At 70.0% G+C, this 26,681-nt stretch carries 23 protein-coding genes, 2 tRNA genes and 3 pseudogenes; 10 read left to right on the plus strand and 18 right to left on the minus strand.

Annotation, left to right across the window (positions count from 1 at the left end):
• A pseudogene (locus tag ACIRRY_RS05735) lies at positions 1 to 513 on the minus strand (transposase); the annotation flags it as partial.
• Positions 514 to 930: 417 nt separating this feature from the next.
• Between ACIRRY_RS05735 and ACIRRY_RS05740 the strand changes: the two are divergent.
• The 5 genes and pseudogenes from ACIRRY_RS05740 to ACIRRY_RS05760 all read left to right on the plus strand — a co-directional run.
• Positions 931 to 1,530, plus strand: a complete 600-nt coding sequence (locus tag ACIRRY_RS05740; protein ID WP_403968376.1) for a hypothetical protein — start codon at positions 931 to 933, stop codon at positions 1,528 to 1,530.
• Positions 1,523 to 2,635 carry a DUF262 domain-containing protein gene (locus ACIRRY_RS05745; protein WP_403968378.1) on the plus strand — a complete coding sequence of 371 codons (1,113 nt, stop codon included), beginning with the start codon at positions 1,523 to 1,525 and terminating at the stop codon, positions 2,633 to 2,635. The genes ACIRRY_RS05740 and ACIRRY_RS05745 overlap by 8 nt, the downstream gene beginning before the upstream one ends.
• Positions 2,636 to 2,912: 277 nt before the next feature.
• Positions 2,913 to 3,206 (plus strand): annotated as a pseudogene (locus ACIRRY_RS05750) (transcriptional regulator); the annotation flags it as partial.
• A 137-nt stretch (positions 3,207 to 3,343) separates the two neighbouring features.
• On the plus strand, positions 3,344 to 3,694 hold the full coding sequence (locus tag ACIRRY_RS05755; protein ID WP_403968380.1) for a hypothetical protein: 351 nt from the start codon (positions 3,344 to 3,346) through the stop codon (positions 3,692 to 3,694).
• Positions 3,695 to 3,697: 3 nt separating this feature from the next.
• Positions 3,698 to 3,973, plus strand: a pseudogene (locus ACIRRY_RS05760) (serine hydrolase domain-containing protein); the annotation flags it as partial.
• A gap of 160 nt (positions 3,974 to 4,133) precedes the next feature.
• Here ACIRRY_RS05760 and ACIRRY_RS05765 read toward each other — a convergent pair.
• The 8 genes from ACIRRY_RS05765 to ACIRRY_RS05800 all read right to left on the minus strand — a co-directional run bounded on the left by ACIRRY_RS05765 (position 4,134) and on the right by ACIRRY_RS05800 (position 11,003).
• Positions 4,134 to 4,207 (minus strand) — tRNA-Lys (locus ACIRRY_RS05765).
• Positions 4,208 to 4,305: 98 nt separating this feature from the next.
• Positions 4,306 to 5,064, minus strand: a complete 759-nt coding sequence (locus ACIRRY_RS05770; RefSeq protein ID WP_403968382.1) for an IclR family transcriptional regulator — start codon at positions 5,062 to 5,064, stop codon at positions 4,306 to 4,308.
• Between the two features lie 220 nt (positions 5,065 to 5,284).
• Positions 5,285 to 6,061 carry an ectoine/hydroxyectoine ABC transporter ATP-binding protein EhuA gene (ehuA, locus tag ACIRRY_RS05775; RefSeq protein WP_403968384.1) on the minus strand — a complete coding sequence of 259 codons (777 nt, stop codon included), beginning with the start codon at positions 6,059 to 6,061 and terminating at the stop codon, positions 5,285 to 5,287.
• A gap of 10 nt (positions 6,062 to 6,071) precedes the next feature.
• Positions 6,072 to 6,722 carry an ectoine/hydroxyectoine ABC transporter permease subunit EhuD gene (ehuD, locus tag ACIRRY_RS05780; RefSeq protein WP_403968386.1) on the minus strand — a complete coding sequence of 217 codons (651 nt, stop codon included), beginning with the start codon at positions 6,720 to 6,722 and terminating at the stop codon, positions 6,072 to 6,074.
• Entirely contained in the window at positions 6,719 to 7,426 is a 708-nt protein-coding gene (gene ehuC / locus ACIRRY_RS05785; protein WP_403968388.1) for an ectoine/hydroxyectoine ABC transporter permease subunit EhuC, read from the minus strand. The genes ehuD and ehuC overlap by 4 nt, the downstream gene beginning before the upstream one ends.
• On the minus strand, positions 7,423 to 8,340 hold the full coding sequence (gene ehuB, locus ACIRRY_RS05790) for an ectoine/hydroxyectoine ABC transporter substrate-binding protein EhuB (RefSeq protein WP_403968390.1): 918 nt from the start codon (positions 8,338 to 8,340) through the stop codon (positions 7,423 to 7,425). The genes ehuC and ehuB overlap by 4 nt, the downstream gene beginning before the upstream one ends.
• 238 nt (positions 8,341 to 8,578) lie before the next feature.
• A complete protein-coding gene (locus tag ACIRRY_RS05795) occupies positions 8,579 to 10,018 on the minus strand; it encodes an amidase (RefSeq protein ID WP_403968392.1) in 1,440 nt (479 codons plus the stop codon).
• Positions 10,019 to 10,040: 22 nt separating this feature from the next.
• Positions 10,041 to 11,003, minus strand: a complete 963-nt coding sequence (locus ACIRRY_RS05800) for a D-2-hydroxyacid dehydrogenase (protein ID WP_403968394.1) — start codon at positions 11,001 to 11,003, stop codon at positions 10,041 to 10,043.
• Positions 11,004 to 11,320: 317 nt separating this feature from the next.
• Between ACIRRY_RS05800 and ACIRRY_RS05805 the strand changes: the two genes are divergently transcribed.
• Both ACIRRY_RS05805 and ACIRRY_RS05810 read left to right on the plus strand, forming a co-directional pair.
• Positions 11,321 to 12,040: a decarboxylase gene (locus ACIRRY_RS05805; RefSeq protein WP_403968396.1), complete on the plus strand. Its 720-nt coding sequence runs from the start codon at positions 11,321 to 11,323 to the stop codon at positions 12,038 to 12,040.
• An 87-nt stretch (positions 12,041 to 12,127) separates the two neighbouring features.
• Positions 12,128 to 13,246, plus strand: coding sequence for an LLM class flavin-dependent oxidoreductase (locus ACIRRY_RS05810; protein WP_403968398.1), 1,119 nt, complete (start codon positions 12,128 to 12,130; stop codon positions 13,244 to 13,246).
• A 14-nt stretch (positions 13,247 to 13,260) separates the two neighbouring features.
• On the opposite strand, the gene ACIRRY_RS05815 is transcribed toward ACIRRY_RS05810, so the two are convergent.
• A complete protein-coding gene (locus ACIRRY_RS05815) occupies positions 13,261 to 15,117 on the minus strand; it encodes a putative bifunctional diguanylate cyclase/phosphodiesterase (RefSeq protein WP_403968400.1) in 1,857 nt (618 codons plus the stop codon).
• Positions 15,118 to 15,493: 376 nt separating this feature from the next.
• On the opposite strand from ACIRRY_RS05815, the gene ACIRRY_RS05820 reads away from it, so the two are divergent.
• Both ACIRRY_RS05820 and ACIRRY_RS05825 read left to right on the plus strand, forming a co-directional pair.
• Positions 15,494 to 16,819 carry a M6 family metalloprotease domain-containing protein gene (locus ACIRRY_RS05820; protein ID WP_403968402.1) on the plus strand — a complete coding sequence of 442 codons (1,326 nt, stop codon included), beginning with the start codon at positions 15,494 to 15,496 and terminating at the stop codon, positions 16,817 to 16,819.
• A gap of 175 nt (positions 16,820 to 16,994) precedes the next feature.
• On the plus strand, positions 16,995 to 17,213 hold the full coding sequence (locus ACIRRY_RS05825; protein ID WP_403968404.1) for a DUF6059 family protein: 219 nt from the start codon (positions 16,995 to 16,997) through the stop codon (positions 17,211 to 17,213).
• 34 nt (positions 17,214 to 17,247) lie between these two features.
• Here the strand turns inward: ACIRRY_RS05825 and ACIRRY_RS05830 are convergent.
• The 7 genes from ACIRRY_RS05830 to ACIRRY_RS05860 form a co-directional block, all read right to left on the minus strand.
• Positions 17,248 to 17,321 (minus strand) — tRNA-Lys (locus ACIRRY_RS05830).
• Positions 17,312 to 17,926 carry a bifunctional DNA primase/polymerase gene (locus ACIRRY_RS05835; RefSeq protein WP_403968406.1) on the minus strand — a complete coding sequence of 205 codons (615 nt, stop codon included), beginning with the start codon at positions 17,924 to 17,926 and terminating at the stop codon, positions 17,312 to 17,314. Before ACIRRY_RS05835 ends, ACIRRY_RS05830 begins: the two co-directional genes overlap by 10 nt.
• 389 nt (positions 17,927 to 18,315) lie before the next feature.
• Positions 18,316 to 18,687 (minus strand): hypothetical protein, encoded by a 372-nt coding sequence (locus tag ACIRRY_RS05840; protein WP_019056620.1) that lies wholly within the window; start codon positions 18,685 to 18,687, stop codon positions 18,316 to 18,318.
• A gap of 374 nt (positions 18,688 to 19,061) precedes the next feature.
• Entirely contained in the window at positions 19,062 to 20,396 is a 1,335-nt protein-coding gene (locus ACIRRY_RS05845; RefSeq protein ID WP_403968408.1) for an AAA domain-containing protein, read from the minus strand.
• Positions 20,393 to 21,991, minus strand: a complete 1,599-nt coding sequence (locus tag ACIRRY_RS05850) for a hypothetical protein (protein ID WP_403968410.1) — start codon at positions 21,989 to 21,991, stop codon at positions 20,393 to 20,395. The genes ACIRRY_RS05845 and ACIRRY_RS05850 overlap by 4 nt, the downstream gene beginning before the upstream one ends.
• Positions 21,982 to 23,148 carry a hypothetical protein gene (locus tag ACIRRY_RS05855; protein WP_403968412.1) on the minus strand — a complete coding sequence of 389 codons (1,167 nt, stop codon included), beginning with the start codon at positions 23,146 to 23,148 and terminating at the stop codon, positions 21,982 to 21,984. The genes ACIRRY_RS05850 and ACIRRY_RS05855 overlap by 10 nt, the downstream gene beginning before the upstream one ends.
• The gene (locus ACIRRY_RS05860) at positions 23,099 to 24,088 is read right to left on the minus strand and encodes a phosphatase PAP2 family protein (RefSeq protein ID WP_403968414.1); all 990 of its coding nucleotides are present in this window, start codon (positions 24,086 to 24,088) and stop codon (positions 23,099 to 23,101) included. The genes ACIRRY_RS05855 and ACIRRY_RS05860 overlap by 50 nt, the downstream gene beginning before the upstream one ends.
• A 209-nt stretch (positions 24,089 to 24,297) precedes the next feature.
• Between ACIRRY_RS05860 and ACIRRY_RS05865 the strand changes: the two genes are divergently transcribed.
• Positions 24,298 to 24,897 (plus strand): histidine phosphatase family protein, encoded by a 600-nt coding sequence (locus tag ACIRRY_RS05865; RefSeq protein WP_403968416.1) that lies wholly within the window; start codon positions 24,298 to 24,300, stop codon positions 24,895 to 24,897.
• A gap of 74 nt (positions 24,898 to 24,971) precedes the next feature.
• Here the strand turns inward: ACIRRY_RS05865 and ACIRRY_RS05870 are convergent, their stop codons facing one another.
• On the minus strand, positions 24,972 to 26,444 hold the full coding sequence (locus ACIRRY_RS05870) for a hypothetical protein (protein ID WP_403968418.1): 1,473 nt from the start codon (positions 26,442 to 26,444) through the stop codon (positions 24,972 to 24,974).
• Positions 26,445 to 26,681 lie beyond the last annotated feature (237 nt).

The raw sequence follows: 26,681 nt of genomic DNA on the forward strand, positions 1-26,681 counted from the left end.
CCGCATGCCGTCGGCGTCCGTGATCCTCAACTGGGCACCAGGGTGGGGGCGTTCCTTCCGGATTATCAGTCGCATGCCTTGGGGCCAGCCGTCGATCAGGTCGCCGGTGAGTTCGGCGACCCAGGCCCCGTCACGGATCTCTCCGTCGGGTTCGACAGCCGGCGTCCATGCTGTGGGCGGCACCTTGAGTACGGCCTGGTGGATGGCGTCGGTGATGGTCATGCCCACCGAATACGACAGCCACCGCCCGCGTTTGGTGAGCCAGGACACGAACTCGTGGGTGCCGCCCGCGGAGTCGGTACGGATCAGCGTTTGGCGCCCGCGCCGGTAGGACTTGGGCAGCTGGGCCAGGGCCAGTTGGGTGGTGGTGATGTGATCGGCGGCGGTGTTGCTGCCCGCGTTCCCGGGCCTGAGCAGAGCGGCCACCGGCTCGCCGGACCCGCCCGTCCCGTGGTCGACGAAACCCATCAGCGGGTGGTGGCCGAAGGTCTTCTTCCAGGTCGCAGCCGCGTCTCCTTGTCGGAGTGCATGTCCTGGGCGCCGCTCCTGATGCAGCTCCGAAGACGGCGCGGCCACGGACAAACTTCAGCCGTCCGTCAAGTGCCGGCCAGGCAAGTTCCTGCCGGGGTTGAGGCCGCCCCGGCCGCCGTGCAAGGGAGTGATGAAAAGAAGGCTGTGGCCGAGCCGCCCCAGCTCGAACCAGAGACCCTGCTACGACGGTCGGTTGATGCTCAAGGTGGGCGGCCGGATCGCGCGTAGGGACCCTGCGGGATGATGAGGCGCGCTAGGATTTTCGCACGATTGCTCGGGAGATCGCACGGTGTTCGCACGTCGACGTGGTGGCTCCGGTTTCATCACTCAACCCAGTGCGGTGCAGATATACAGCCGCGGCACGTGCATGTTCAGCTTGATGCTCGCTGAGGGGACACGATGGAGGATGTTTCAGGGCTACCCGAATTCTGGAAGGAGTTCTGCTCTCTGGGGGAGGAGGTTGACTACTTTGTGACCGCCCGGCTGTTCGACGGTACGCCTGCAGTGTGGCCTCAAGAACTAAACTACATCAAGTGGCGACATCTGGTCGCGGCCGAACTGGACGTGGACCCGATGGCCGTTCAGCTGGTCGGAAGCGCTCGCCTGGGTTATTCCATGAATCCGAAGAAGCACTTCAGGAAGTTCCATGAAAAGTCGGACCTGGACATAGCGGTGATTTCTCCAGAGCTGTTCGACAAGGCATGGGCCGAGCTCCGGGAGATAATCGAGGATGAGTTCTTCCTCGGGCGCAAGAACTACCTGCGTAAGCTGGTTTTCGAGGAGTGCATAGCCCTCGATATTGTGCTGCCGAGGCTGTCTTTTGGCGAGCAGTGGTCACGGTCCAGAGATCTCTTCATCCAGGATCTCGGCGGAGCCTTCAGGAATTGCGAGATAAATTACCGTCTGTATCGCAACCATAGGTCGCTCAGAAGTTATCAGGTAAAAAGTGTAAACATTGCGCGCGATCGCGCGATCGAGGAGGGCGTGCACCATGGCTGATCATGGACTCAAGTTCGAGATCGAGTCGAAAACGGTGGCGGAGTTCCGGTCGCTGCACAATTCCGGCGAGCTTATCCTCCAGCCCGAGTACCAGCGTCAAGCCGTCTGGCCCGAACGTGCCAAGGTGTCCTTGATGGAGACCATCCTCCTCGGGTATCCGATCCCGGAGATCTACCTCGCGTATGAGACATCCCCGGAAGGGGAACAGAAGGCGTCTGTCGTCGACGGTCAGCAGCGCCTCACCTCCTTGCTTGAGTTCCTGGCCAATAAGTTTCCACTGGACGGGCTGGAAGACGAGAAGCTGCGCGAGGAGTTCGAGGGGAAGCTCTTCAAGGAGTTGCCCGCCGATGTGCGTCGAGAATTCTTCCAGTACCGCTTCCCGATTCGACGCCTGTCCAACCTTGCAGACGAGTTTGTGCGCGCAGTTTTTGCTCGTGTCAACAGAGTCAACATGGTGCTGACGGAGCAAGAGCTCCGAAATGCTTTGCTCCCTGGCCCGTTCAACGATTTCCTCAAGGACTGCGTAGCGCACCAGATAAGCGCACTGTCCGGCATCTTCAGTGGTGAACGGCGCAAACGGGGCGGCGATCTGGAGTTCTATGCCGAGGTCTTCGGCACCTGCATCTTCGGGCTGTCCAACAAAAAGATCGAACTCAACGAACGCTATGACAAGATCTCTGCAGATTTTGAGGACTACCAGGATCGCGCGGCGGAGTTTCTCGAACTGCTGACGTTCCTCAGCGGAACCATCAAGTGGGTCGGGCGAACCAGATGGTCGAACATCGTCGACATGTTCACGCTGCTCCATGCCTCCTGGGGGCTGCGTGAGGAGCTAGGCAACGCCGGCCCGGACCAGACAACGCAGATTCGGGACCTCTTGGACCTTTTCCAGCGTGCAGTCTCGGCTAGAAAACGCAATGGCGAGAATGGAGAGAAGGCCGACCTCTTCGCATCTCTTGCAGGCATGATCGACATGACGCCCGACGAGGTCGAAATGATGGTCGAAGAGTATACATCGGGGATTCGGAACTCGTCCGACCTGGGCTCACGTCGAGTTCGCTCGCAACAGTTGACGTTGCTTCTTTCGAAGAAGCTCAAAAACTGAGCTCAGTGTTTGAGGAGGACGTAGAGTATTCGCCAGCTGCGCCAAGTCGGCTTGTAGGCACTCTCGCTGGTACCGGCGAGGACGGATTGACGGACGGCTGATGCTCGGTCAACGGCCCCAGTGCGAACGGCGGAACGTTTCCGGGGGGTTCCTCATGGGGACGACCTCCCCGTGCGGGGCCACGCGAAGTAGCCCCGCCACTGCGCCATGAGGGGATGACGGGAGTGATGACGTGCCTGGTGAACCGTTGGCGGTCCACGCGCTGAGCTTCCCTCAACGGGAGTCGGGATGGCCGCGATGGCTTCCGGTCCGGGAGGTAGCCGGCCCGACCGCCCCGTGGACCGAGGCCAGTACCGTTGAGGCTTTGTCCGAGTTCGTCGGGAGCGGCCGTGTGGATCGCCGGGGTTTTCTCACCATCGAGCAACGCATCAGCACACTTCGTACGCTCGACGACCGGCTCGGCGGCGGCCGGTACACGAACAGTGGCCGACTCCGCCTCTACGCTCTGCTGGCCCGGGTAGCACACTTGACCGGCTGGATGGCGTACGACGCCGGGTTCCTGGAGGACGGCGTCAGCTCGGTACGAGCATTAGACGGCTTGACGACCGTTCGAGAGTGAGCGCCTGGGACAACCATAGCCAGGGGCGAGTGAGTCCGAGTCGGCCATGAAGCGGGCAGTTGCCCGTGAGACCTGGTTAAGGGGACCTGATGCGCTCCAGCAGAGGTGTACTGCTCATCCTGTTCGCGCTTCCCCTGCTGTTGGGAGTGCTCCTGCTCGCAGCAGGGTCCGACGACGGCGCCCCCGACTGCACCGGGCTTCACCTGGGCGCGAACGGCAAGGCGCGCTCCGGAGCCATGAGGCGTGGCGACCTGTGTCGGCTCTCCTACGACAAGGACACCGGCCGTTCCGCCGGCACCAGTACGTACCAGCAACTTGAGTTCGCCCAGGAACTGGAACGCCGAACCCACCACCGTGAGGGAGCCTGGCTGACCCTGTACGGGGCAGTGGGAATGGGCGTAGCCGCCATCGTCACGAGGAGGCGTAGCTCCGCCGCTTGAGGGAGCTCGTTCCACCGAGTTCGTGAGGCGTTCGCCGCGAACTTCTCCCGGCACGGGGGCATCGGGGCGGCGGTCCGCGTCTACCAGGACGGTCGACCGGTGGTGGACCTCTGGGGTGGCATCGCCGATCCGGAGACCGGTCGCCCGTGGGTGCGGGACACGTTGCGGCTGGTCTACTCGGCAACCGAGGGAGCGATCGCCACCGCGGCCCACATGCCGACCGAGCGCGGTGAGTTGGACCTGGCGGCGCCGGTGGCCGAGTACTGGCCGGAGGGTGCCTGGGCCGACCGATCGACACAGCCGCACATCCATGCCCCGGACAGCTCTCAGCGCCGCATGCTGCCGTACGCCGGCGTCGCCCCGCACACCGGATAGCGCCCGACCCCGAAAACGACCAAAGGCATCCTCCGTAAAAGAAGGATGCCCAAGTCGCAAACTGTGCGCCGCCAGGGACTCGAACCCCGGACCCGCTGATTAAGAGTCAGCTGCTCTAACCAACTGAGCTAGCGGCGCATGACTCACGCCTTCCGCTGGATCAGAGTCTCGCGGAGGGCGACGAGAAAATACTACCTGGTCCGGAGGGGTGCTCAGGACCAGCGCCGGGGTGGCCGCTAGATGGCCAGGGAGAGCAGCACCGGGCCCGCTTCGCGGTTCAGGGTGTCGGCCGCCTGGCGCAGGCGGTGGGCGTGTTCGACCGGGAGGGAGAGGGCCAGGCAGCCCACCGAGGAGCCGGCCGTGATCGGGACGGCCGCGCAGACCGTGCCCACCGCGTACTCCTGGAGGTCGAGGTGGGGGACGGTCGGCGGCTGGTTCTCCAGGCGGGCGAGCAGCAGCCGGTCGCTGGTGATGGTGCGCGAGGTGAGGCGGGCCATCTTGTGCCGGGAGAGATGGTCTCGGCGGCCGTTGTGATCGAGCTGGCCCAGCAGGCTCTTGCCGAGCGCGGTCGCGTGCGCGGAGACCCGGAAGTCGACCCACTCGTTGACCGCGGGGGTGGTGGGTCCCGCCGCGTACTGGGTGATCGTGACCTCGCCGTCGACGTACCGGCTGACGTAGACCGCCGCGCCCAGACAGTCGCGCAGCCGGTCCAGGGTCCGCTGGATCTGCTCGCGCACCGCCAGCTCCCGGCCGGCCGTGGAGCCGAGCCGGCTCAGCGCCTCGCCGGTGATGTACGCGCCGTCCGTGAGCTGCTCGACGTAGCCCTCGCGGCGCAGGGTCCGCAGCAGTATCGTCAGGCGCTCGTCGCCGAGGCCGGTGAGACGGGCGAGTTCGGTGTCCGTGACACCGGTGGAGTGCCTCGCGACTGTCTCCAGGATGCGCAGTGCGTCCTGTACCGAGTGGTAGGGAGCGGTCGGCTCGTGCATCAGCGCCACGGTGTTTCTCCCTGCGCTCGCTTTTTGGGCCGTGATACCGGACAGCGAATCCCCTCCACGATAGCTGTCAAACGGCCGATGTGGAGCGGCTGTTGGCGAGATTGTGGTCCTCCCTACACCCTCCGAACTGCGGCGCGAATCCTTTGGCATATGCCTTTGTCATGCCACGTGACGTGGACCTTGGGTGTTCGATTGCTCACATGCAGTAATTGAATAAATGTCAAAGAATCGCGCCGAGGAATTCCCGGGTCCGCTGTTGTTCCGGATCGCCGAAGATCTGCTCAGGCGGGCCCGATTCGATGACCTTTCCCGAGTCGAACATCAGGACTTGGTCCGAAATATCACGGGCGAAATTCATCTCGTGGGTCACACAGAGCATGGTGATGTCGGTGGTGCGGGCGATGTCCCGCAGCACGTCGAGCACGCCCGCGACCAGCTCCGGGTCCAGCGCGGAGGTCACCTCGTCCAGCAGCAGCACCTGCGGTCGCATCGCCAGCGCCCGCGCGATCGCGACGCGCTGCTGCTGGCCGCCGGAGAGCTGGGTCGGACGGGCGCCGGCCTTGTCGGCGAGGCCGACCAGGTCGAGCAACTCCAGGGCGCGCGCCTCCGCTTCGTCCTTGGGCAGGCCCAGGACGGTGACCGGCGCCTCGGTGACATTGCGCAGCACGGTCATGTTCGGGAACAGGTTGAACTGCTGGAAGACCATCCCGATCTTCTTGCGGATCTCCCGGACCCGCTTCTCGGGCGCGGGGAAGAGCCGCTCCCCGTCGACGGTGATCGTGCCCTCGTCCGGCTCGGTCAGCGTCATCAGCAGCCGCAGGATCGTGGTCTTGCCCGACCCGGAGGGGCCGATCAGGGTGACGTGCTTGCCGGACTCCACGGAGAAGTCGAGGTCGTCGAGCACGGTGTTGGACCCGAAGCGCTTCGTGACGTGGTCCAGGCGGATCAACTCGCTTCCGTCCACCGGGGGGTTGGCGCCCGCGTCGGGATCGTTCATCAGAGGCGTGTCAGTGGACAAGGCGTCGCTCCAGGGCTCGGATCAGCAGGGAGGCGGGACAGGAGATGAGGATGAAGGCCACGCCGATCACGGTGACGGGCTCGGTGAACTGGAAGTGCTCCTGGGAGAACAGCCGGGCCTGGCCCATCAGTTCGAGCACGGTGATCACCATCAGGATCGGGGTGTCCTTGAGCATCGCGATCACGTAGTTGCCCAGCGCCGGGACCACCCGGCGGATCGCCTGCGGCAGGATCACGGCCGTCCAGGTCCGGCGCACCGGCAGGTTCAGCGCGGTCGCCGCCTCCCACTGGCCGGCGGGCACCGCCTCGATACCCGCGCGATAGACCTGCATCGTGTACGTCGAGTAGTGCAGCCCGATCGCGAAGACACCGGTGGTCAGCGCGGAGAAGGTCAGTCCCCACTCCGGCAGCACATAGAACAGGAAGAAGAGCTGCACCAGCAGCGGGGTGTCCCGCACGAACTCGGTCACGACGCCAACCGGCCAGCGCACCCAGCGAGTTGGCGTCCGCATCAGCAGCGCCCACACCAGGCCCAGCACGAACGAGATCAGCGACCCGAGGACCAGGATCTCCAGGGTGACCTTCAGGCCGTCCCAGAAGTACGGCATGAAGTCGCTCACGGCGCTCCAGTTCCATTTCACGCGACCCCACCTCCGACACTCACGCTCCGGCTCCGCTTGGACTCGGTGCTCGCGGGCGCCTTGCCGATCCCCGCCCTCAGCTTCTTCTCCAGCCCGCGCATCAGCCGGGTGAGCGTGAAGGCGATCACGAAGTAGATCAGCAGGACGTACGCGTAGATCTCCGCGCTCTGTTGCAGCGCGAGCCGCACCAGGTTGGCGCTGAAGGTGAGATCGCCCATGCCCATGACGGACACCAGGGCGGTGCCCTTGAGCAGTTCGATCAGCAGGTTGCAGAAGGGCGGGATCATCTCCGGCACCGCCTGCGGCAGCAGGATCAGCCGCATCCGCTGCCAGGGTGTGAAGCTCAGCGCCACACCGCTCTCCTGCTGGGCCGGGTCGACCGCGTTCAGCGCGCCGCGCACGATCTCGGTGCCGTACGCGCCGTAGGTCAGGCCGAGGGCGAGGGTGCCCGCCCACAGGGGGACGAGCTGCCAGCCGAAGGCGACCGGCAGGACGAAGAACACCCAGAAGATCATGACGAGGGCGGAGGTGCCGCGGAACACCTCGGTGTAGAAGCCGGCGAGGAAGCGCACGATCCACAGCCGGTGGGTGCGGGCGATGCCGACCGCGAACGACACGACGGTCGCCAACAGCGCGCTGAGGACGAGGAGTTGGACGGTGGTCCAGATCCCCTTCAGGACGAGTTCCCAGAGTCCGGAGGTCATCCGCCGCAGAGCTCCTTCGCGGTGAGGTCCGTCATCTCGGCCTTCGTGAACCCGAAGGGCCGCAGGATGCGGAACAACTCCCCGCTCTTCTTGAGCCGGTGGAGCTCGACGTTGAAGGCGTCGCGCAGCTTCGACTCGGTCGGCCGGAACGCGAACGCGCCCCCGTCGATCCGCGGTTTCCCGTCGACGAGCGGTGCGAAGGGCCGGGTCGACTCCGCCTTCGCCGACTTCTTCACGACGGCGCGGGTGGTGAGCGCCGTACCGGCGAAGACGTCGACACGCCCCGCCTCTACGGCGTTCAGTCCGGCGACCTGGTCCGGCACGATCAGGATGTCGCCCTGCTTGTACCCGGCGTCGACGGCGTGCTGGATCTGCGCGTACCCGGTGCCGGTGGCGAACTTCGCCTTCTTCGTGACGACGTCCTTGTAGTCGAGCAGCCCCTTCGGATTGCCCTTGCGCACGACGAACGCGTCGAGCACCTGGTAGTCCGGGTCGGCGAAGACGACCTGCTCACAGCGTTCCGGGGTCACGTACATCCCGGCGGCCACGACGTCGAACTGCTGCGAGTTCAGCCCCGGGATGAGCGAGCCGAACTCGGTGGGCACGGGCTGCACCTTGTCGACGCCGAGCCGCTTGAAGATCGCTTCCGCCAACTTCGGTGCCTCACCGGTGAGTCGGCCGTCCGTGTCGATGTACCCGAACGGGATCTCACCCGCTATCCCCAGCCGTACGATGCCCTGCGCCTTCAGCCGGTCGAGCAGATCACCGCCGCTCGTGGCCGACGCGGTGGCCACACGGCTGCAGCCGGCCGCGCCCAGCGCACCGGCCGCCGCCACCCCGGCGAGCAGTGCCCGACGGGTGTGACCCGGCGGGTGGCCGGATGTGTGTCTGTCGTTCCCAAGTGGTGGAGCCATGGGCGCGCAGCTACCCGACCGCATCAGGGTTATGCGCCCCGGACCGCGTGACGGTTCACTTCAGCGAGGTCCCACTCGCAAATCGGAACGTCTGTTGCCGGGCAAAGCCGCTGGTGGAGCGCGCCTCACCGGCCCGCACTGTGATCTGGAACGCATTCCCGCCCGCCGACGACGTCCACCGCGCCAAGCGCGCCCGCGACGAGATCCACGCCCACTTCCCGCCCATCGCGGAAGAGGCTCAGCTATCGGCCGGCGTGAGTCCGGCGGGCGTGAGTCCGGAAGATGTGAGTCCGGAGGATGTGGCCCCGGCCTCGAACAACGCGTGCGCAGCACGCAGCACCAGGTCGTCGCGGTGTCGCGCCCCCACGATCTGCATCCCGACCGGCAGCCCGTCGCCGTCGCTGCCCACCGGGACGGTGGCGGCGGGCTGCTGGGTCAGGTTGAAGGGGTACGTGAACGGGGTCCAGCCGGTCCAGCGGCGGTACCCCGAACCCTTGGGGACCTCGACTCCCGCCTCGAACGCGGTGATCGGGAGAGTCGGCGTGACGAGGAGGTCGTAGCGCTCGTGGAACAGGCCCATCCTGCGGCCGAGTTCCGTGCGGACATCGACCGCCGCCAGATAGTCGAGCGCGGAGAGGCGAGCCCCGGCGGCGCTGATCTCCCGCAGTCCGGGGTCGAGCAACTCCCTTTGCTGCCGGGTGAGTTTCTCTGTCACCCGAGCCGCCCCGCTGAACCACAGGGTGTGGAAGGCGTCCACCGGGTCAGTGAAGTCGGGGTCCGTCTCCTCGACGTACGCGCCGAGTGCGGCCAGCCGCTCCACGCCCCGCCGTACCGCCGCCGCGACCGCCGGACGGACCGCGACCTGGCCGCCGAGGGACGGCGAGTACGCGATCCGCAGGCCCCGGATGCCGTGCGCGAGGCCCGACGTGAAGGACGTCGGCGGGCGGTCCAGGCCCGACCAGTCGCGGGCGTCCGGGACGCCGATCACGTCCAGCAGCAGCGCCGCGTCCGCCGCGTCCCGGGTCATCGGGCCGACGTGCGAGAGCGTGCCGAACGCGCTCGCCGGGTACAGCGGCACCCTGCCGTACGTCGGCTTCAGGCCGAAGATCCCGCAGAAGGACGCGGGGATACGGACGCTGCCGCCGCCGTCCGTGCCCAGCGACAGCGGTCCCGCGCCGAGGGCAACGGCCGCCGCACTGCCGCCACTTGAACCGCCGGCCGTGCGCGCGGGGTCGTGCGGGTTGCGGGTGACGCCGGACAGCGGGGAGTCCGTGACGCCCTTCCAGCCGAACTCCGGGGTCGTCGTCTTGCCGAGGAACACCGCGCCGTGCTCGCGCAGTCGGGCCACCGAGGGCGCGTCCTCGTCCCAACTGCCGCGCTCCGCAACGGTTCTGGAGCCGCGCAGGGTCGGGGCGCCGCGCTGGAGCAGGATGTCCTTCACGGTGACCGGCACCCCGTCCAGCAGCCCGGCCGGCTCCCCGCGCCGCCAGCGCTCCGCCGACTCGGCAGCCCGGGCCAACGCGCCCTCCGCGTCGAGCCGTACGAACGCGTTCACTGCGGGCTGGATCTCCTCGGCCCGGTCCAGGGCCGCGCGGGTCGCCTCCACGGGGCTGAACTCCCCTCTGCGGTAACCGTCCAGGAGCCGTACGGCGGTCAGCTCGGTGAGTTCGGTCGTCATCCGGCCCTCCAGAGTGGGGAGTTCAGTGCCCGGGTACGTACCCACGCTTCTTGTCGACCACGTTCGGCAGCGGCTTGCCCGCCTCCCATCTCTCGTACGCCGCGACGAACTGCGTGCCGAGTTCGTCCCGCCAGCCGACCGTGTCGCCGCTCATGTGCGGGGAGATGATCAGCCCCGGGACCTGCCACAACGAGCTGTCGGGGGTGAGGGGTTCGGCCTCGAAGACGTCGAGGGCGGCGCCCGCGATCCAGCGCTTGGTGAGTGCCTCCGCGAGCGCGTCCTGTACGACGAGTTGGCCCCGGCCCACGTTGATGAACCGCGCCGAGGGCTGCATGCAGCCGAACCGGCGGGCGTCGAACAGGCCCCGCGTCTCGTCGGTGAGCGGAGCCGCCGCGATCACCCAGTCGGCGCGGGCCATCAGCCGGTCGAGCTCGCCGGGACCGTGGATACCGGTGCGCGGGGTGCGGCCGACCAGGGCGGTCGTCACGCCGAGTGCCTTTAGCGTACGGACGATCGCCCGCCCGATCGGCCCGGAACCGACCACGCAGGCGCGGGTGCCGGACACCCGCTGCCCCTCCCGGTGCCGCCAGGTCCGCTCCCGCTGGAGGTCCAGCGTGCGCGGCAGATCCTTGGCCATCGCGAGGACGAGGGCGGCGACGTACTCGGCGATCGGCTGGTCGAAGACGCCCCGCGCGTTGGTCACCACCGTCTCGGAGTCGGCGAGTTCGGGGCACAGCACATGGTCCACGCCCGCGCTGGCCGTGTGCACCCAGCGCGGTCGCGGGCCCTCGCCGGGCCAGGCGTCGCGTACCGCGCGCGAGGCGAAGTCCCACACCAACAGGACGTCGGCGGACGGCAGTTGATCCGCGAGCGTGGACGCGTCGGCGTGCTCGACGCGCACCCGGCCGGTGAGCCTGCCGAGCCGGGGCAGCGGATCGGCGTCCAGGACGAGAAGGGTGGGCAGGGCGGCGGGAGTTGCGGTCATGCGAAGCCGTTTCTCGCGGGAAGCACAGTGGGAAGCACCGGGCGCGGCCGTCCGACATGCGCGGATTGACACGCTCGCACTCGAACTCACCTTCGTCAACATGGACGCCCGTACGGAACGTCGTCACCTTGTCTCTCTCGGTGAGGCCGGTGCGGGACGGCATCTCGCCGCGGGCGTCGTATCGGCCAACCAGGTCACGATGGGGGCAGTCCCGCGCCGACTGGGTACGCGTGCCGTGGGCCCCTATCGGGTGCGACCGGACGAGTCCGCGCGCCACGGGGGCCGGCACCGCCGGAAGAACACCAGGAAGGCTGGTCATGACCGCACTCGGATTCCTCTACCCGGGCCACTCCGCCGAGGACGACTACCCGCGCATCGAACAGCTCCTCGGCAGCGACGTCCGCCTCGACCTGGTCCACACGGACATCGGCGAGGACGCGCACAGCGTGGACGCCCTGCGCGAGCTGGGTTCCCCCGAGCGGCTCACCGCGGGCGTCGGGCAACTGCGCACGTCCGGCGCCGAGGCCGTCGTCTGGGCCTGCGCCGGCGGCAGCTTCGTCCACGGCTGGGAGGGCGCCCACGAGCAGGTGCGCGCCCTGGCCCGGGCGGCCGGCCTGCCGGCGTCGTCGACAGCCTTCGCCTTCGTCTACGCGGCGAAGGAGCTGGGGGTGCGACGGGTGGCCGTAGGGACGACATACCCGGACGACGTGGCCGCGCTGTTCGCGGACTTCCTGCGGGCCGGGGGAGTGGAACCGGCCGTGGTCCGCGCCTCCGGCGAGGTCGGCGCCCGGGGCCGCGACGAGGTGTTCGCGCTGGCCCGTTCCGTGGACGGCCCGGACATCGAGGCGGTCCTCCTGCCGGACACCGCCCTGCACACGGCCGCGCACATCCCGGCCCTGGAGAAGGAGCTGGGCAAGCCGGTCCTCACCGCGAACCAGGTCGCAGTGTGGGAGGCCCTGCGGCTGGCGGACCGGAAGGTCAACGCACCGGACCTGGGCGCGCTCTTCACGAGGGAACCGCTCGTCCAGGTCGGCTGAGCCGCCCGTCGGCCCGGGAATAAAGCGGAGACAGCCTCCTGTTAGCCCGGAAAGGAACCGCACAGCTCACAACAGGAGGCACCCACCGTGGCGGCTGACGACGAGGTCCCGGGCACGACCGACGAGATCCGGGGTACGGCGCGCGGCACCGCCCCCGTCCCCCTCTCCGTACTGGACCTGGTGACCGTGGGCGCCGGCCGCACCGCCACGGACGCGCTGCGCACCAGCGTGCGGATCGCCGAGCTCGCCGAGTCGCGCGGCTTCCACCGCTACTGGGTCGCCGAGCACCACTCGATGCCGGGCGTCGCCTCCTCCTCGCCCGCCGTGATCCTGGCCCACCTCGCGGCCCACACGGACCGCATCCGCCTCGGCTCGGGCGGCGTCATGCTCCCGAACCACGCGCCGCTCGTCATCGCGGAACAGTTCGGCACCCTGGAGGCGCTGGCCCCGAACCGCGTCGACCTCGGCCTCGGCCGCGCCCCCGGCACCGACGGCGCCACCGCCGCCGCCCTGCGCCGCACCGAGCGCCTGAACGAGGGCGCCGACGACTTCCCCGAGCAACTCGCCGAACTCACCCGCTTCTTGGACGACGACTTCCCCGACGGCCACCCCTACGCCCGCATCCACGCGGTCCCCGGCCCGATCCAGTCGACCTCGCCCGGCGGCGTCCAGTCCCCGCACCGCCCGCCGATCTGGCTGCTCGGCTCCTCCGGCTTCAGCGCCCGGCTGGCCGGCATGCTCGGCCTGCCCTTCGCCTTCGCCCACCACTTCTCCGCGCAGAACACCGTCCCGGCCCTGGACCTCTACCGCGAGTCCTTCCGCCCGAGCGCGGTGCTCGACGCGCCGTACGCCTTGATCGGTGTCTCCGCCCTCGCCACCGACGACGAGAAGGAGGCCCGCCGCCAAGTGCTGGCCGCCGCCCTCAACATGGTCCGGCTGCGCACCGGCCGCCCCGGTCTGGTGCCCACCCCGGAAGAGGCCGAGGCGTACGAATTCAGCCCCATGGAGCGGGAGTTCATCACCTCCTGGAATGCCAACGTCATCCACGGCACGGTCGACGAGGTCCGCACCGGCCTCGACGATCTGCAAAAGCGCACCGGCGCCGACGAGTTGATGCTCACGTCCCACGCCCACAACGCGGACCTGCGCCTGCGCTCGTACGAACTGATCGCCGACGCCTACGAGTTGACGGCCGGTCAGGCCTGAGACCCCGACAGTCCTCAGGCCTGATTGCAGGCCGTGGTCCCCAGTAGCTCGGAGATACGATCCGGCGCCACCGGACGGGAGTACAGCCACCCCTGTCCGGTGTCGCAGCCGATGCGGCGCAGCCGGGCGGCCTGGGACGAGGTCTCCACGCACTCGGCGGTCACCGACAGGCCCAGCCGGTGGGCGAGTTGGATCATCGCCTCGACGATGACCTCGTCCGCCGGGTTCGGCGGGACACCCTCACCCTCGTACTGGAAACCGCGCACGAACGACCCGTCCAACTTCAGGACGGAGACCGGCAGTCGGCTCAGATACGCCAGGTTCGAGTACCCGGTGCCGAAGTCGTCGATGGCGATCTGCACGCCCATGTCGCTGAGCGCCTGGAGCGCCTGCAACGGCCGCCCCGCCGACCCCATCACCGCCGACTCGGTCAGCTCCAACTGGAGCAGCCGCGGGGCGAGTCCGGTCTCGGCCAGGACCTCCGCGACATCGGCGACCAGATCCGAGTCCCACACCTGACGTACGGCCACGTTGACGCTCACGAAGATCGGCGGCTCGTCCGGGTGGTCGAGCTGCCAACGGCGGGCCTGGCGGCAGGCGGTGACCAGCACCCAGCGGCCGAGCTGCACGATCGAGCCGTCCTCCTCGGCCAGTCCGATGAACCGATTCGGCGTCAGCATGCCGAACTGCGGGTGGTTCCAGCGCACCAACGCCTCGACCCCGCGCAGCCGTCCGTTCTCCATGCCCACCAACGGCTGGTACTCCAGGGTGAATTCACCCCGCTCGATGGCCGGACGGAGCGTGGAGGCCAGTGCCTGGCGGGTCATGCGGTGCGCGTTGCGCTCCGGATCGAACAGTGTCCAGCGGGACTTGCCGTCCGCCTTCGCCCAGTACAGCGTCGTGTCGGCGGCCTGCATCAGACCGGTGGCCGTCGTACCGGCCGCCTGCCGCTCGACCACACCGATCGACGCCGACAGTGACAGCCGCTGCCCGGACAGGTCGAAGGGTGCCTGGAGCGCCTTGAGCACCGACTCGGCGAGATCGGCCAGTTGATCGGTGCCGGTCGAGTCCTCGACGAGCAGCGCGAACTCGTCGCCGCCCAGCCGCGCCACCAGCGGGGCGGTGGCCCGGGCAAGGCCCGCCTCGTCCGCGCAGCGCGTCAACCGCTCGGCCACGGCCGCCAGCAGCCGGTCGCCGACGCGGTGGCCGAGCGTGTCGTTGACCGCCTTGAAGCCGTCCAGATCCAGATAGCACAGGCCGATCCGCCCGGTGCCGCCCCGCTCGTACGACTCCGCCTCCAGCGCGGCCGAGAGCCGCTCGAAGAACAGGGTGCGGTTGGGCAGCCGGGTCACCGGGTCGTGCATCTCCAAGTGTCGTAGCCGCGCCTGGAGTTCACGGCGGGCGCTGATGTCGGTGAGTGACAGCAGCACACCGTGTTCGGCGGCCGGCAGCGGCGCCGCGGTCACCTGCACCCACAGGTGGTGCCCGTCGGGGTGCTTGACCCGGCGGGTGCAGCTCAGCTTGGCCTGCCGGCCGCCGAGCACCTCGCGATAGGCGTGCCAGGTGCGGGCGTCCGCCTTCAGGTCCATCAGATCGGCCGCGACCAGCCCGGTCAGGGCCGCGCCCGGCTTGCCGAGCAGCGCGCCGAACGTGTCGTTCGCGCTGACGACCAGACCGTCGCGGTCCACGACGGCCATCGCCAGAGGGGCCACGGAGAAGGCCGACCCGTACGGGCCGGTCGCGGAGAAGCCGGACCCCAGCGGTCCGCCTTCGGGAACACTGACACGAGGCGATGCCTCGCCATTACTCTCTGTTACGGCTGGCCGGATGAGGTCTGCCGCGGGTGCCGGCCCTTCGGACGTTCCGCTCACCGCTCGCTCCCGCAGTGCACTCGATCTTCGGATGGGTCTCGTCGGGATGGCCGACCGGGTGGGGGGCCGCCGTGCCGTGTCCGTGCAGGAAAGTGTGCCGATCATAGAGGTTGGCCCCCGGCCCTTCCAGCCACTGTCCAGTGTCCAGGAACAACGGCCGGTTCCGTCAGATCGTTTCCGCCCGCACCTGGACGGGTTCTTCAAATGGCCGACCACATGTGACGTTCCGTGAGTGTTTCCGGATGTCGGTCCGGGCGTGTCCCGGCCGTCCGGGGCGGCCCCCTCACCCTTCTGGTGCAGATAAACAGGGCGTACCCCAACAAACCATCACAGGCTGGGTGTCGGTGTCCCGTGAACCCGCTCCCGGAGGTCCAACGTGCCGTGTCAGCTCCCCCTCAAGGGGCTCTCCCGTACGGCGCTCAAGGGGCTCGCGCAGTGGCGGACGCGACCCGGACTGCGCGGTACCGCGGCCGTGTTCACCACCATGTCCGCGCTCGCCGCGACCTCGATCATGTCCAGCCAGTCGGTCGCCGAGCCCTTCTCGACCACACCCTGTGCCCTCAAGCGCACCGCGGCCCACCACTCGGAGGGCCTGGACACCTGGAACACCGCCTACGCGCGCCCCACCCGCCCGCTCGACGCGGTGATGATCTTCCTCTCCTTCCCTGACGCGACCCCGCGGGCCACCCCCACCGCGCTGGCCGCCGACCACTTCCCGGCCACCACCCGTTTCTACGAACGCGCCTCCTACGGCCGGTTCACGCTCCGCCCGCACCCGCTGCGGAACTGGATCCGCATGCCGCACCCGTCGACGTCGTACGCCATACAGCGCGACTGGAACCCGGTGAACCGCGCCGCGTACCTGCGCGACGCGCTCGCCGCCGCCGACCCCGAGGTCGACTTCTCGCGCTACGACATCGTGTACTTCGTCGCCGATCCGGACGCGCCCGGTGTCGACTCGGACGCGACCAAGGTCGTGAACCTGGACACCCCGCTGCGGGCCGACGGCACGGACATCCGGCGGGTCGTCACCGTGTTCGAGAAGCACCCGCCGGACCGGCTCGTCCTCGCCCACGAGACCGGGCACGTCTTCGACCTGCCGGACCTCTACCACCGGCCGGTGGACGGCAAGGGCGACTGGGACACCTATGTCGGCGACTGGGATCTGATGGGCAGTCAGTTCGGGCTCTCCCCGGACCTGTTCGCCTGGCACAAGTGGAAACTGGGCTGGCTGGATCCGCGCCAGGTGGTGTGCGTACGGGGGGCCGTGCCGACCCGGCTGACGCTGGAACCCGTGGCCGCCGGGCCCGGCGCCTCCCTGGCCGGCGGTGCCGCGGGCTCGCCGGCGTTCGGGCTCGGCCTGGGGGTCAAGCTGGCGGTCGTGCGCACGGGGACCGACAGCGCGCTGGCCTTCGAGGCGCGCAGTCCCGTCGGCAACGACGCCACGGGCTGCAAGCAGGGCGTCCTCGTGTACCGGGTGCGCGACGGCGCGGCCTCCGGGAGCGGCCCGATCCAGGTCGTCGACGCCCATCCGCGCACCGAGGCCTGCTGGGAGACCTCGGTCTACCCGCCGCTCGCCGACGCCCCGGTCTCCCTCGGCGAGAGCTTCACCGTGCCCGGCGACAACGTACGGGTGGAGGTGGAGGAGCGGACGGTGTCGGGGGGTTGGACGGTGGTGATCACCCCGGGGGAGGCGAACTGAGGGGGCGGAGGGCCGAGATGCACGGGCGCCCGCTCCAGTCGTCCTGAAGTCGTGTTGCAGCGCTTCGGTTCATCCTGACCGAAGCGGCACGGGCCGGCGGCGAGACGGGAGGCGGGACGCCATGGCGGGAGGACGGGCCGGGCGAGGGGCCGGAGGCGGACGACGGGGCGGGCGCGTGGCGGCGTTCCGTAAATGGCGCGACGACCTCTTGGCGGCGTTCGGTCTGCCCTGCCTCTACGCCTGCGGCGAGATCGAGCTCCAGGAACCGCCCGCCGGACATCCGGAACGACTGCGTCCGGACCGCCCGCTCACCGCGTACGAGACATGGCTGACGGGCCAGCTCGCGACGGAATCGGGCAACGGAACCGGGCATGCGAAAGGCGCCCTCGGATAACCGAGGACGCCCAGGTCAGCGACCTAATCGCTAGTGCGCCGCCAGGGACTCGAACCCCGGACCCGCTGATTAAGAGTCAGCTGCTCTAACCAACTGAGCTAGCGGCGCCTGCTGACGTCGTAGACCTTAGCATCCTGATCGGCACGAGGAAAAATCGATATCCGTACGGCGGTCCGGGCTGCCCGCACGGCCGCCCAGAGCAGGATTTCGGCGCCGGGAAGCCAGGGCCGACGGGTGTCCGGAGCGACCAGCCAGCGCGCGTCGAACGGGGCCGCCGAGGCCGCGCCGACCAGTGCCGGGACGGTCACTGCGTCGCCCTTGCCATGACACAGCAGCGGCGGGACGGACCCCGTACGGCTGTGCTCTCCGGGGTGCGCGCCCCACTCCTCCCAGCCCAGCAGCGACGGCAGCCGCTGAGCCGTGCCCGGGCCGGCGAACAGGAGCATCCGCCCCCGGTAGGTGGCGACCGGTCCGGAGCCGGGGCCCTCGTCCCACAGGCGGTCGACCATACGGCGGCCGAAGACCGCCGGGGCGCTCACCACGTCGAAGGCGGAGCCGCAGGGCAGGACGACCGGGGCGTCCGGGCGTTCCTTCCAGAAGGCGAGGGTGCTGCGCGGATACGTTTCCGCCGAGGCGAGCCAGGCGGCACCGTCCGAGGTGACGCCCGAGATGTCGAAGCGGTCGGCGAAGGGCTCGTCCTGTGTGCGGCTCATGTCCCACAGGTCTACCGGCCGTGAGTGCCCGCTCTCTGAGAGTTGCCAGAAATCGGGACAGGAGGGGGCGGGAGGGAGTATCTTGCCCGACCGGCATATGCCAGAAGGTCTTTCTGGTGGCGGTGGGACGCGGTGTGCGGTGGGGGATTGTGGGGCGGCGCGGGGGTTGTGGGGTGCCCTGGTGCCGGTGGGATGCGGTGCGCGTCGCGGGAGTTGTGCGGATGGCGGGCGTTGTGGGAGCCGTGCGTGCCACGGGAGTTGCGGGAGCCGTGGGGGTTGGTGGGTGCTGCCGGAGTTGTGGTCGCCGTGGGGATTGTGGGTGCCGCCGGAGTTGGGGGCCCAGGCCCCGGTCCCGCCTCGGGGTCACGCCAGGTCGATGGCTCCGGGGGTCACACCGGGTCGGCGCCCCCGCTGTCCCGCCCCTCCGTGCCGCGCAGCAGATCCCGGCCGAACTCGACCATCTTCTTCGCGTAGTCCTCGGTCCACTCGGCCCGCTCGGCGATGTCCGCGGGCGTCAGCCGGTCGAACCGGCGCGGATCGGCGAGCTGGGCCGCCGCGATCGCCTGGAACTCCACCGCGCGATCGGTCGCGGCGCGGAACGCGTGCGTCAGCTCCGTCGCACGGGCCAGCAGTGCGCGGGGGTCGTCTATCGACTCCAGGTCGAAGAAGTGCTCCGGGTCCTCGGCCGCCTGCGCGGGCTCGAAGAGCAGGGGCGCGGGGCGTAGCCGCGATTCGTTGCGACGCGGCGTGTGCTCCGCCATGTCTTCTCCTCCTCGTACGTCACGGATGACCCGCCTCACGAGCCGGACCACCGTCCATTGTCCCCCGGCGGCGCAAGGGGCCCCGGCATACTCCCGGGGCACCGATCCCGCACCGCGTGATTGGCTGCCCAGCGGACGGGCGCGGTATGCCTCCCCGGCCGCCGGAACCACGAGGAGCCGCAGGTCACGGTCTCCAGCCCACGGTCACAGTCATGGTCTCCATGTCACCCGGTGCTCCGCCAAGTGCGCCAGCACCGCGTGATTCGCCTCCCACCCGTCCGGGCTGTTTTCATTGGCCGCCTCCGGCGGCGTGCCGGACTCCGTCCGGCGGGAAGGCCGCCGGGCGTTCGTCGGCAGGGTGCCGGGACGCCGGTTCACGGTCTCCAGGTCACCCGGTGCTCTGCCAGATGTGCCAGCACCGCGTGATTCGCCTCCCACCCGTCCGGGAACTTCACCGTCACCCCCAACTGCACCGGCTCCGTCGACGGGTGGTCGTCCAGGAGGTCGGTGACGCCCGCTCGGCAGATCACGATGCAGGCGTGCCGGTGGCGGGAGGCGAGGACACAGAGGCGGCCCGTCTCCAGGTGGAAGGCGGTGGCGTCGGGGCGGCCGGAGAGGGGGTGGAGGACCACCGTGACGTCGAACTCCCGCCCCTGGAGCCGGTTCGCCGTGTCCACGGTGACGTCGGTGACACCCAACTCGCCCAGCGCCGCCCGGATCGCCGCCGCCTGGTCCCGGTGCGCGGTGCCCACGGCGATGCGGTCGGCGGTCAGGGGGGTGGGGTCGGGGGAGCGTTCGGATGTGGCCGCGCCGCCCCGGTCCAGCAGTCGCCGTACGACCGTCGCCACCGCCCGCACCGCCTCCGGGTCCGTACGGGGCGTGTGCCGGGCCGGCAGTTCCAGCAGGCCCCAGCCCGACTCCGCCGCCTCGTCGATCACCCGGTCCGGGCCCGAACCGTCCGACGGGACACCGAAGTTGAGGAGCCGGTCGCCGTGGCCCGTGCCGCTGCGGAAACGGGTGTACGGGTAGAACGCGTTCGACACCAGGGGTGCTGCTGATGCCGGGAGGCGCCAGGACACCGGCAGGCGGTGCTGCGGCAGGTCGGGGTTGTGCGCGAGAAGCGTCGTCACGGCAGAGGCCGAGGGGTCGTACGACAGGCCCGCCCACTGCTCCGCGCCGACGATCGCGAACGGGTCCAACTGGCCCGGGTCGCCCACGAACAGCGCCCGCTCGAACAGCCCGGCCACGGCCAGCAGCGAGTCCGAGCGCATCTGGTACGCCTCGTCGACGATCGCGTGCCGCCACGGCTCGTCAACTTTGACGTGTGCCCACTTGGCCGCCGTAGAGATGACGACCGGGAGCCCGGCCAGCTCACCCGCCTTCGCCGACTTCCGTACGTTCGGCAGGTCGTCCAGCGCCTTGTCGTACGGGTCCGCGTCACTGCTGTGGAGGCGGCCCACGGGCAGCTCGCCGTTCTTCTCGGCGAGCCGGACGACAAGGTCGTCGACCTGCGCGTTGGTCTGCGCGACCACCATCAACGGGCGCCCGGCGGCGGCCAGTTCGAGCGCCGCGCGCACGACGAGGGTGGACTTTCCGGCACCGGGCGGGGAGTCGACGACGACTCCGCGCGCGGTGCCGTGCAGGGTGTCGCGGAGGATCGCGTCGGTGGCGCGGCCCGCCTCGGCACCGGGGTCGAACACGGCGGTCACAGCACGTCCTCCTCGGTCACCGGATCGGCGGATTCCTGAACGGCCCTCTCCTCGCCCGGCGGGCCCCCGTGCGTCCACGGTGTCTCCTCCTGGTCGGGGAGTTTCGCGCCGCCGCGCTGCTCGTGCTCGAACAGCGTGAAGCAGATCCGGTCGCCCTTCGTCGGCAGTGAACCGGTCTCCGGCTCCTTGCCGCGGCCCATCTTGTCGACGACCCGGAGGACGATGAGAGCGCCGTCCTCCTCACGGCCCACGAACTCCGCCGACTGCGGTTTGCCGCCCAGCGAGCGGAACACCTTCACCCGCTCCCCGAGATGCGGCCGGTCGTCCGTGCGCACGGTCACCAGCGGGCGCGGGCGGGGGCTCTTGCCCTCGCTGTACGCCATGACGACATCGATGACCTCGCCCGCGAACGCCTCCCCGGTGAGCCGTCGCCCGGCCATCACCAGCGGGTCGTCCAGGGCCTCCTGGGCATCGAGCCGGGCCTGCTCCCGCTCGCGCGTGGCGAGCTTGTTGGCCGCGGTCACCGCGTCGTCGCGGCGCGGCTGCGGGGGCTCACCGGCGACGATCCGGTCCCGGTGACCGGTGAACGACCAGCGGTCCCGGGTCCACCGGTCGACGGCGTGCGGGCCCTCCGGCAGCGCCCGCAGCAGGTCGAGTCCGTGCCACACCGCGTCCCAGGTGGGGCGGGTGATGCTCTCGACCAGGGACCTGATCTCCCGCTCGGCGGCGGTGAGTTCACCGAGCCGGTCGTCGGCCTCCAGGCCGTCCTCGGCGGCGGCGAGGGCGGTACGGGCGCGGTCGTAGCGCTCGATGGCGGGGGCGAGCAGCTTGTTGTCGAACGCCGGGTCCGTGGCCGGACCGGCCGGCGGGCACACCAACTGGCCCCGGGCGTCCCGCCGTAGCTCCGCGTCGAGTGCGGCCTCGGCGCCGGGGACGCCGTCCGGCGGGTCGATCCAGGCGAGCAGCGCGCCCAAGTGCTGGTCCTCCAGGCTGGACTGGCCGGTGGCCCAGTGCCGGCCGAGCACCTCGGTGAGCGCGAGCAGCAGCGCCGAACCGGGCACCCGGGCCCGCTCCCCGAAGTGCGTCAGCCACCGCCCGAGCAACGGCACGCGCGGGGGCGCGGGATGCGGGGTCTCCGGGTCCTGCTCGGCCGTACGGCGAAACCGCATCGAGCGCCCCAACAGCCGTACCAGCTCGATGCCCGCGCGGCTCGGCACGATCAACTGCGGGGCGTCCGCGCACAGTTCGACCTCGACCTTGACCCGCTTACCGGTCTCCGGATCGGTCTCGTTGCGCTCGGCCGCCTCGACCTCGTCGGCGTACGTGTCGATGTACGGCAGCACCACATCGGCCAGTTCGGCGAGGAACGCGAACCTCAGGTCCCGGTCACGCGGCTGCGCCACGACCAGCAGACGCGGCGCGTCCCGGTCCGTGCCGACGAGCGCGCCCAGGGGTGCCCCGGCCTCACCGGCGGTGGTGAGCGGCACGAGGACGAGCGGGCGCTCGGAGAGGTGCCGGTGGCGGACGGTGGCGGCGGGTTGGGCGCGGCCGGTGTGAACGGCCTCCAGGCGGGCGAGAGTTGAGATCAGCGACACGGGGCTCCCTCCTGGAGCTCGTCCAGGACTCCCTGTCGGCTTCCCGCTGCCTCCAGGTGGGGCGCCAGCGCCTCGGCCCGCAGTTCGGCCGCCCTGCGCAACGCGGCCACCGCCGGGTCGTCCGGGTCGCCGGACTCGCCGTGGGCCGCCGACAGGACCTCGTCGACCGTCGTCAGGTCGCCCAACTCGGCGCGCAGGGACCGGCCGAGGGTGGTGACCGCGCCGGAGGTACGGGAATGGTCGCGGCAGTGGAAGGCCAGTTCGCAGGCGGCCAGGCACTCGGGGGCGTAGGCCGCGGGGACCGATTCGACCGCTGCGGTCAGCTCGGCGGGCGGGCGGTCGGGGGCGAAACAGGTGCCCTCGGGGAGGGCGTCGGCGATGTCCTCGATGCGGGTGAGGCGGGCCAGTTGGCGCCCGGTGACCGCGCGCTGCTTGCGGACGTCGACGGCGGACGCGGTCGGCAGGTTCGAGAAGTCCTTCGGGCAGACGAGCAGCACGCGGGTGCGCACCCGCGGAACGGGCTCCAGACGGGCGGCGACCTCCTCCAGGGCCAGCACGTACACCGCCGACTGGCGGGCCGCCGCGCCGACCTTCGCCGGGTCCGCCGAACCGTCCAGCATCGGGAAGGACTTGATCTCCACGACCGTCCAACTGCCGTCCGGGTGCACGACCACCGCGTCCGGCTCAAGGAAGGCCGGGGAGCCCGCCACGTCGAGGGCGAGCATCGGGTGGTCCAGCAAGGTCCAGGCGGCGGCCTCGCGCAGCGCCAGCGCCGTACGGGCCGCGCGCCCTTCGGGGCCGATCGCGGACAGATCGGGCACCCGCGCGCGGGTCGGCGGCTCGGCGCCCGGGTCCAGCTTCTCGTGCACCAGGCGCAGCAGCTCCGCGCCGCCGTCCGCCTTGACCCGGGCCTCGAAGGCGTTGCCCCGCATGAAGGCGAACTGGGACTGCCCGAAGGCCGACGGCGAGCCGAGCGCGTCGGCCAGCACCGCCTTGTTCACCCCCGCGCCGTCCAGGATCGCCCGGCGCTTGCAGCCCGGGTTCGCCGCCAGCGCCGCGAGGGCGCGCGCGTCCAGCGCCTTGGCCGGGACGTCAGGGCCGCGCAGCTCAGCGAGCCGGTGCCGGAGCGCCGTCCCCCGCGTCCGTGGGGGAGGCACCCGGCTCGGCTCCGGTACCGAGCTGTGATTCGCGCTGCCGTGGAATTCGCTCACCCGGGGAAGTCTGGCATCCGCCACTGACAATTGAGGTTTCAGTGGCGCGAGAGGCGTCACGGGACGCCGCATTCGCGAGGTCGCGGGAGCGGGCCGCGACGAGTGAGCCGCGCCCCTCGAACCGCGTCCTGATCCGGTCCGCGGCCTTCATCACCCGCGGTGCCAGCAGGAACCCGAGCCCCATCACGGCCACACCTGCGACCGCGTCGAGGAGATAGTGGTTCGCGGTGCCCATGACCACGATCGCCGTGAGCAGCGGATAGGCGACACCGAGGACCTTCGTGAGCCGCGTGCCGCCGTAGCGCCACAGCATCACCCCGCACCACAGCGCCCAGCCGCAGTGCAGGCTCGGCATCGCCGCGTACTGGTTCGTCATGCCGCCCAGGCCGCGCGGCGCGCTCGCGTCGCCGCCCCACCAGCCGTACGAGCTGTACTCGGCCATCGTGTCGACGAAGCCGTAGCCGGGGGAGAGCAGCCGGGGCGGGCAGGTCGGGAGGAGGGTGAAGCCGATCAGGCCGATGAACGTGGACGTCATCAGCCAGGTGCGGGCCGCGCGGTAGACGTGCGCGCGTGACCGGAACAGCCAGATCAGGATCGCGGGCGTGACCAGGTAGTGCAGCGACGCGTACCAGAAGTCGGCCGGGATGCCGAGCCAGGCCTCGCGGGTGAAGAGCCGGTTGAGCGGGTGCTCGGCGTTGATGTGCAGGGCCTTCTCGATGCGCAGGATCGCCAGACCGTGGTCGACGGCGCTCGCCGTGTCGCCCCTGGCCAGCAGCCGGCCCGCCGAGTACGACGCGTACACCATGAGGATCAGCGGCAGCTCGGTCCACCAGCGCAGCCGGGCTCGCCCGTCCGCCTCGATGCCTGGTGTCTCGGTCTGCGGCATCCGATCGCCCTCCCCCTTCTGCTCTGGTGCGGTGCCCGGTGGTCCGGCTTCCCGGTAGCCCGGTCGGGACACTTTACGGCGTATGCGGGCGCCCTGTTTCGGGCGCCCCCGGACCTCAAAGACGCAGAGATCGCCCCCCGGGTTGCCCTTTTCAAGGGTGAGCGATGATGGAGTGACCCGCCTCTCGTTTTCTCCCGGAAGGGTCCCCCATGGCACCGCGCATCCTGTTGGCCCGGCACGGACAGACGGAATGGTCGCTGTCCGGGAAGCACACCGGCAGGACCGACGTCCCCCTCCTCGAAGAGGGCCGACGCGGCGCGAAGGTGCTCGGTGAACGACTGCACAGGCCCCCCTTCGACGGCCTCCCCGGGGTGGAGGTGCGCACCAGCCCGCTGGCACGCGCGCGTGAGACCTGCGAACTAGCCGGCTTCGGCGACCGCGCGACCACCTGGGACACCCTCATGGAGTGGGACTACGGCGCCTACGAGGGCCTGACCCCGGAGGAGATCCGTTCCGTACGCCCCGACTGGCTGATCTGGCGCGACGGCGTCCCCGAAGGGGAGACCCTCCCCGAGGTGACCGCCCGCGCGGACGAGGTCGTCGCCTGGGCCCGCGCCGAGGACCGCGACGTCCTGGTCTTCGCCCACGGCCACATCCTCCGCTCGATCGGCGCCCGCTGGCTCGGCCTGCCGATCGACTTCGCGGCGCGGATACGCCTCAACCCGACGTCCCTGTCGATCCTGGGCTGGGCCTACGGAGACCCCGCGATCGAGAGCTGGAACGACGTCGGTCACATGGTTGCCCTTTAGGGGCGCGAGGCTGTGTCGATGTGCGGCTCCGCCGCGTGGGCGCGACCAGCCCCCACCGACCGGCAGCCAAAGAACTACACCGCAGTACGAGGCAACCCCGAGTGCCTCTCCAGAAACGTGGACACCCCCGATGCCCGCCGATGAGGCAACAGCACCCGAGCCGTCCCCGCCAACATCGTCTGAATCCGAGACGACTGCACCAGATCCAAAAGATCAAGCACCCGCATCCCCGCAGTAGCCGCCTCGTCCGGACGCCCACCGCGAGCCAGGTCATCCGCCAGCTCAGCCATGTAAAGCGCGATGTTCCGAGTGAAATGCGGATCCTGAAGATGCGCCGCCCGCCGCGCGTGCCGTGCCGCGCGAGGCCAGTCGCCCAGCGTCGACCAGCACTGCGCCTCAAGTCCCTCCAACTCGGCCTCTCCGTAGAAGCTCATCCACTCCGGGTCGGCATCCGAGTGCCCCCGCTCGAAGAGCGCCTGCGCACGGGCCAGCGCCTGCTCGCAGCCGGTGCGGTCGGCGAGCCCCGCCCAGCCGCCCGCCTCGCGCAGCGCGAGCAGCGACATCAGGCGGGCGGACCCCAGCGGGCGTCCGACGCGCTGCGCGGCCTGCGCGGCGCGCACCGCTTCCCGTGGCCGGCCGGCGTCCCGCGCGAGGAACGCCGTATTGCAGAAGGCGTGGGCCTCAAGGCCGGGGTCGCCGGTCATGCGGGCGGTGGCGAGGGCTTCCGCGTAGTGCGAGCGGGCGTCGTCGAAGCGGCCGGAGTCGTGGGCCAGCCAGCCCACCGAGATGGCGAGTTCACCGGCTCCGGAGTGCAGTCGCTCGGCGACCGACTGCCGGGTGGTGCCCGCGTCGAGCAGGGCGTAGGCGGCGCGCAGCGGGGCCGCCGCGCGCCGGTAGAGGCCGTCGGCGCCGTGCCGGTCGTCGAGCAGCCGGATTCTGCGGACGGCCTCTTCCAGGGCGCCCGCCTCGCTCGTCCCGGGGCGGCGGACGGAACGTTCCGCTGCCACGGCGTCCAATGTGAGCCCGAGCGGGCCCAGTGTGCCGGCGGCCACCGTGACGGTGCCACCCCTCATGAATGCGCGACGCAGCACGTCGCTCTCCTCGCGGTTCTCGTGGTTCTCGTGCGTGTCGTACGGGTCCTGTGTGTCATACGGCTCGTACACCTCTCCCGTCTCACCTGTCCCGGTGACCTCATCCGTGGTGCGGGCCGGGCTTGTGGGGTGTGCGGGGGGCGTGTCCTCGGCGGTGCGCGCCCCGCGTCCGCGTACGGACGAGCGGGGCGCGAAGCCGAGGTCGGCGAGCGTGCGGCCGGGGAACATGTGCAGGAACACCCGTTCGTACGCGTAGTTGGGGCAACGGATCTCACCGGCTTCGACGCGGCCGACGTAGCGCGCGTCACAGCTGACCCGCTCGCCGATCTCCCGCGCTGACCGGCGTACGGCCGCGGCGAACTCCGCCGGTGAGCGCTGTCCGCGCAGCCGCCGGAAGGCGAGATTGGGTCTCGGTGGTTGGGGGAACGGGGACGGGGTCACCATTGACGACGCCATGGCCGGGTCCTCTCGTGCGAACCGTCGAACCATGCCGGATTCAGGGTGACTTGTTGAGTGACGCCCTGTTTCCAGCGGGCAAGAACGTACCTGCTGTGCACGACCCGCCACGCAGGGTTTGGCTACAAACCGGATATCTCATCCGGGATCTGCCATGAACTGCCATCCTTTGCGGCGGACTTGTGCCGTAGCCGTTGACGCTTCAACGCGTTGAACCCCATGGACCCGGGAGCCACC

The organism is Streptomyces sp. NPDC101776 (assembly GCF_044766845.1).
Classification (GTDB): Bacteria; Actinomycetota; Actinomycetes; order Streptomycetales; family Streptomycetaceae; genus Streptomyces.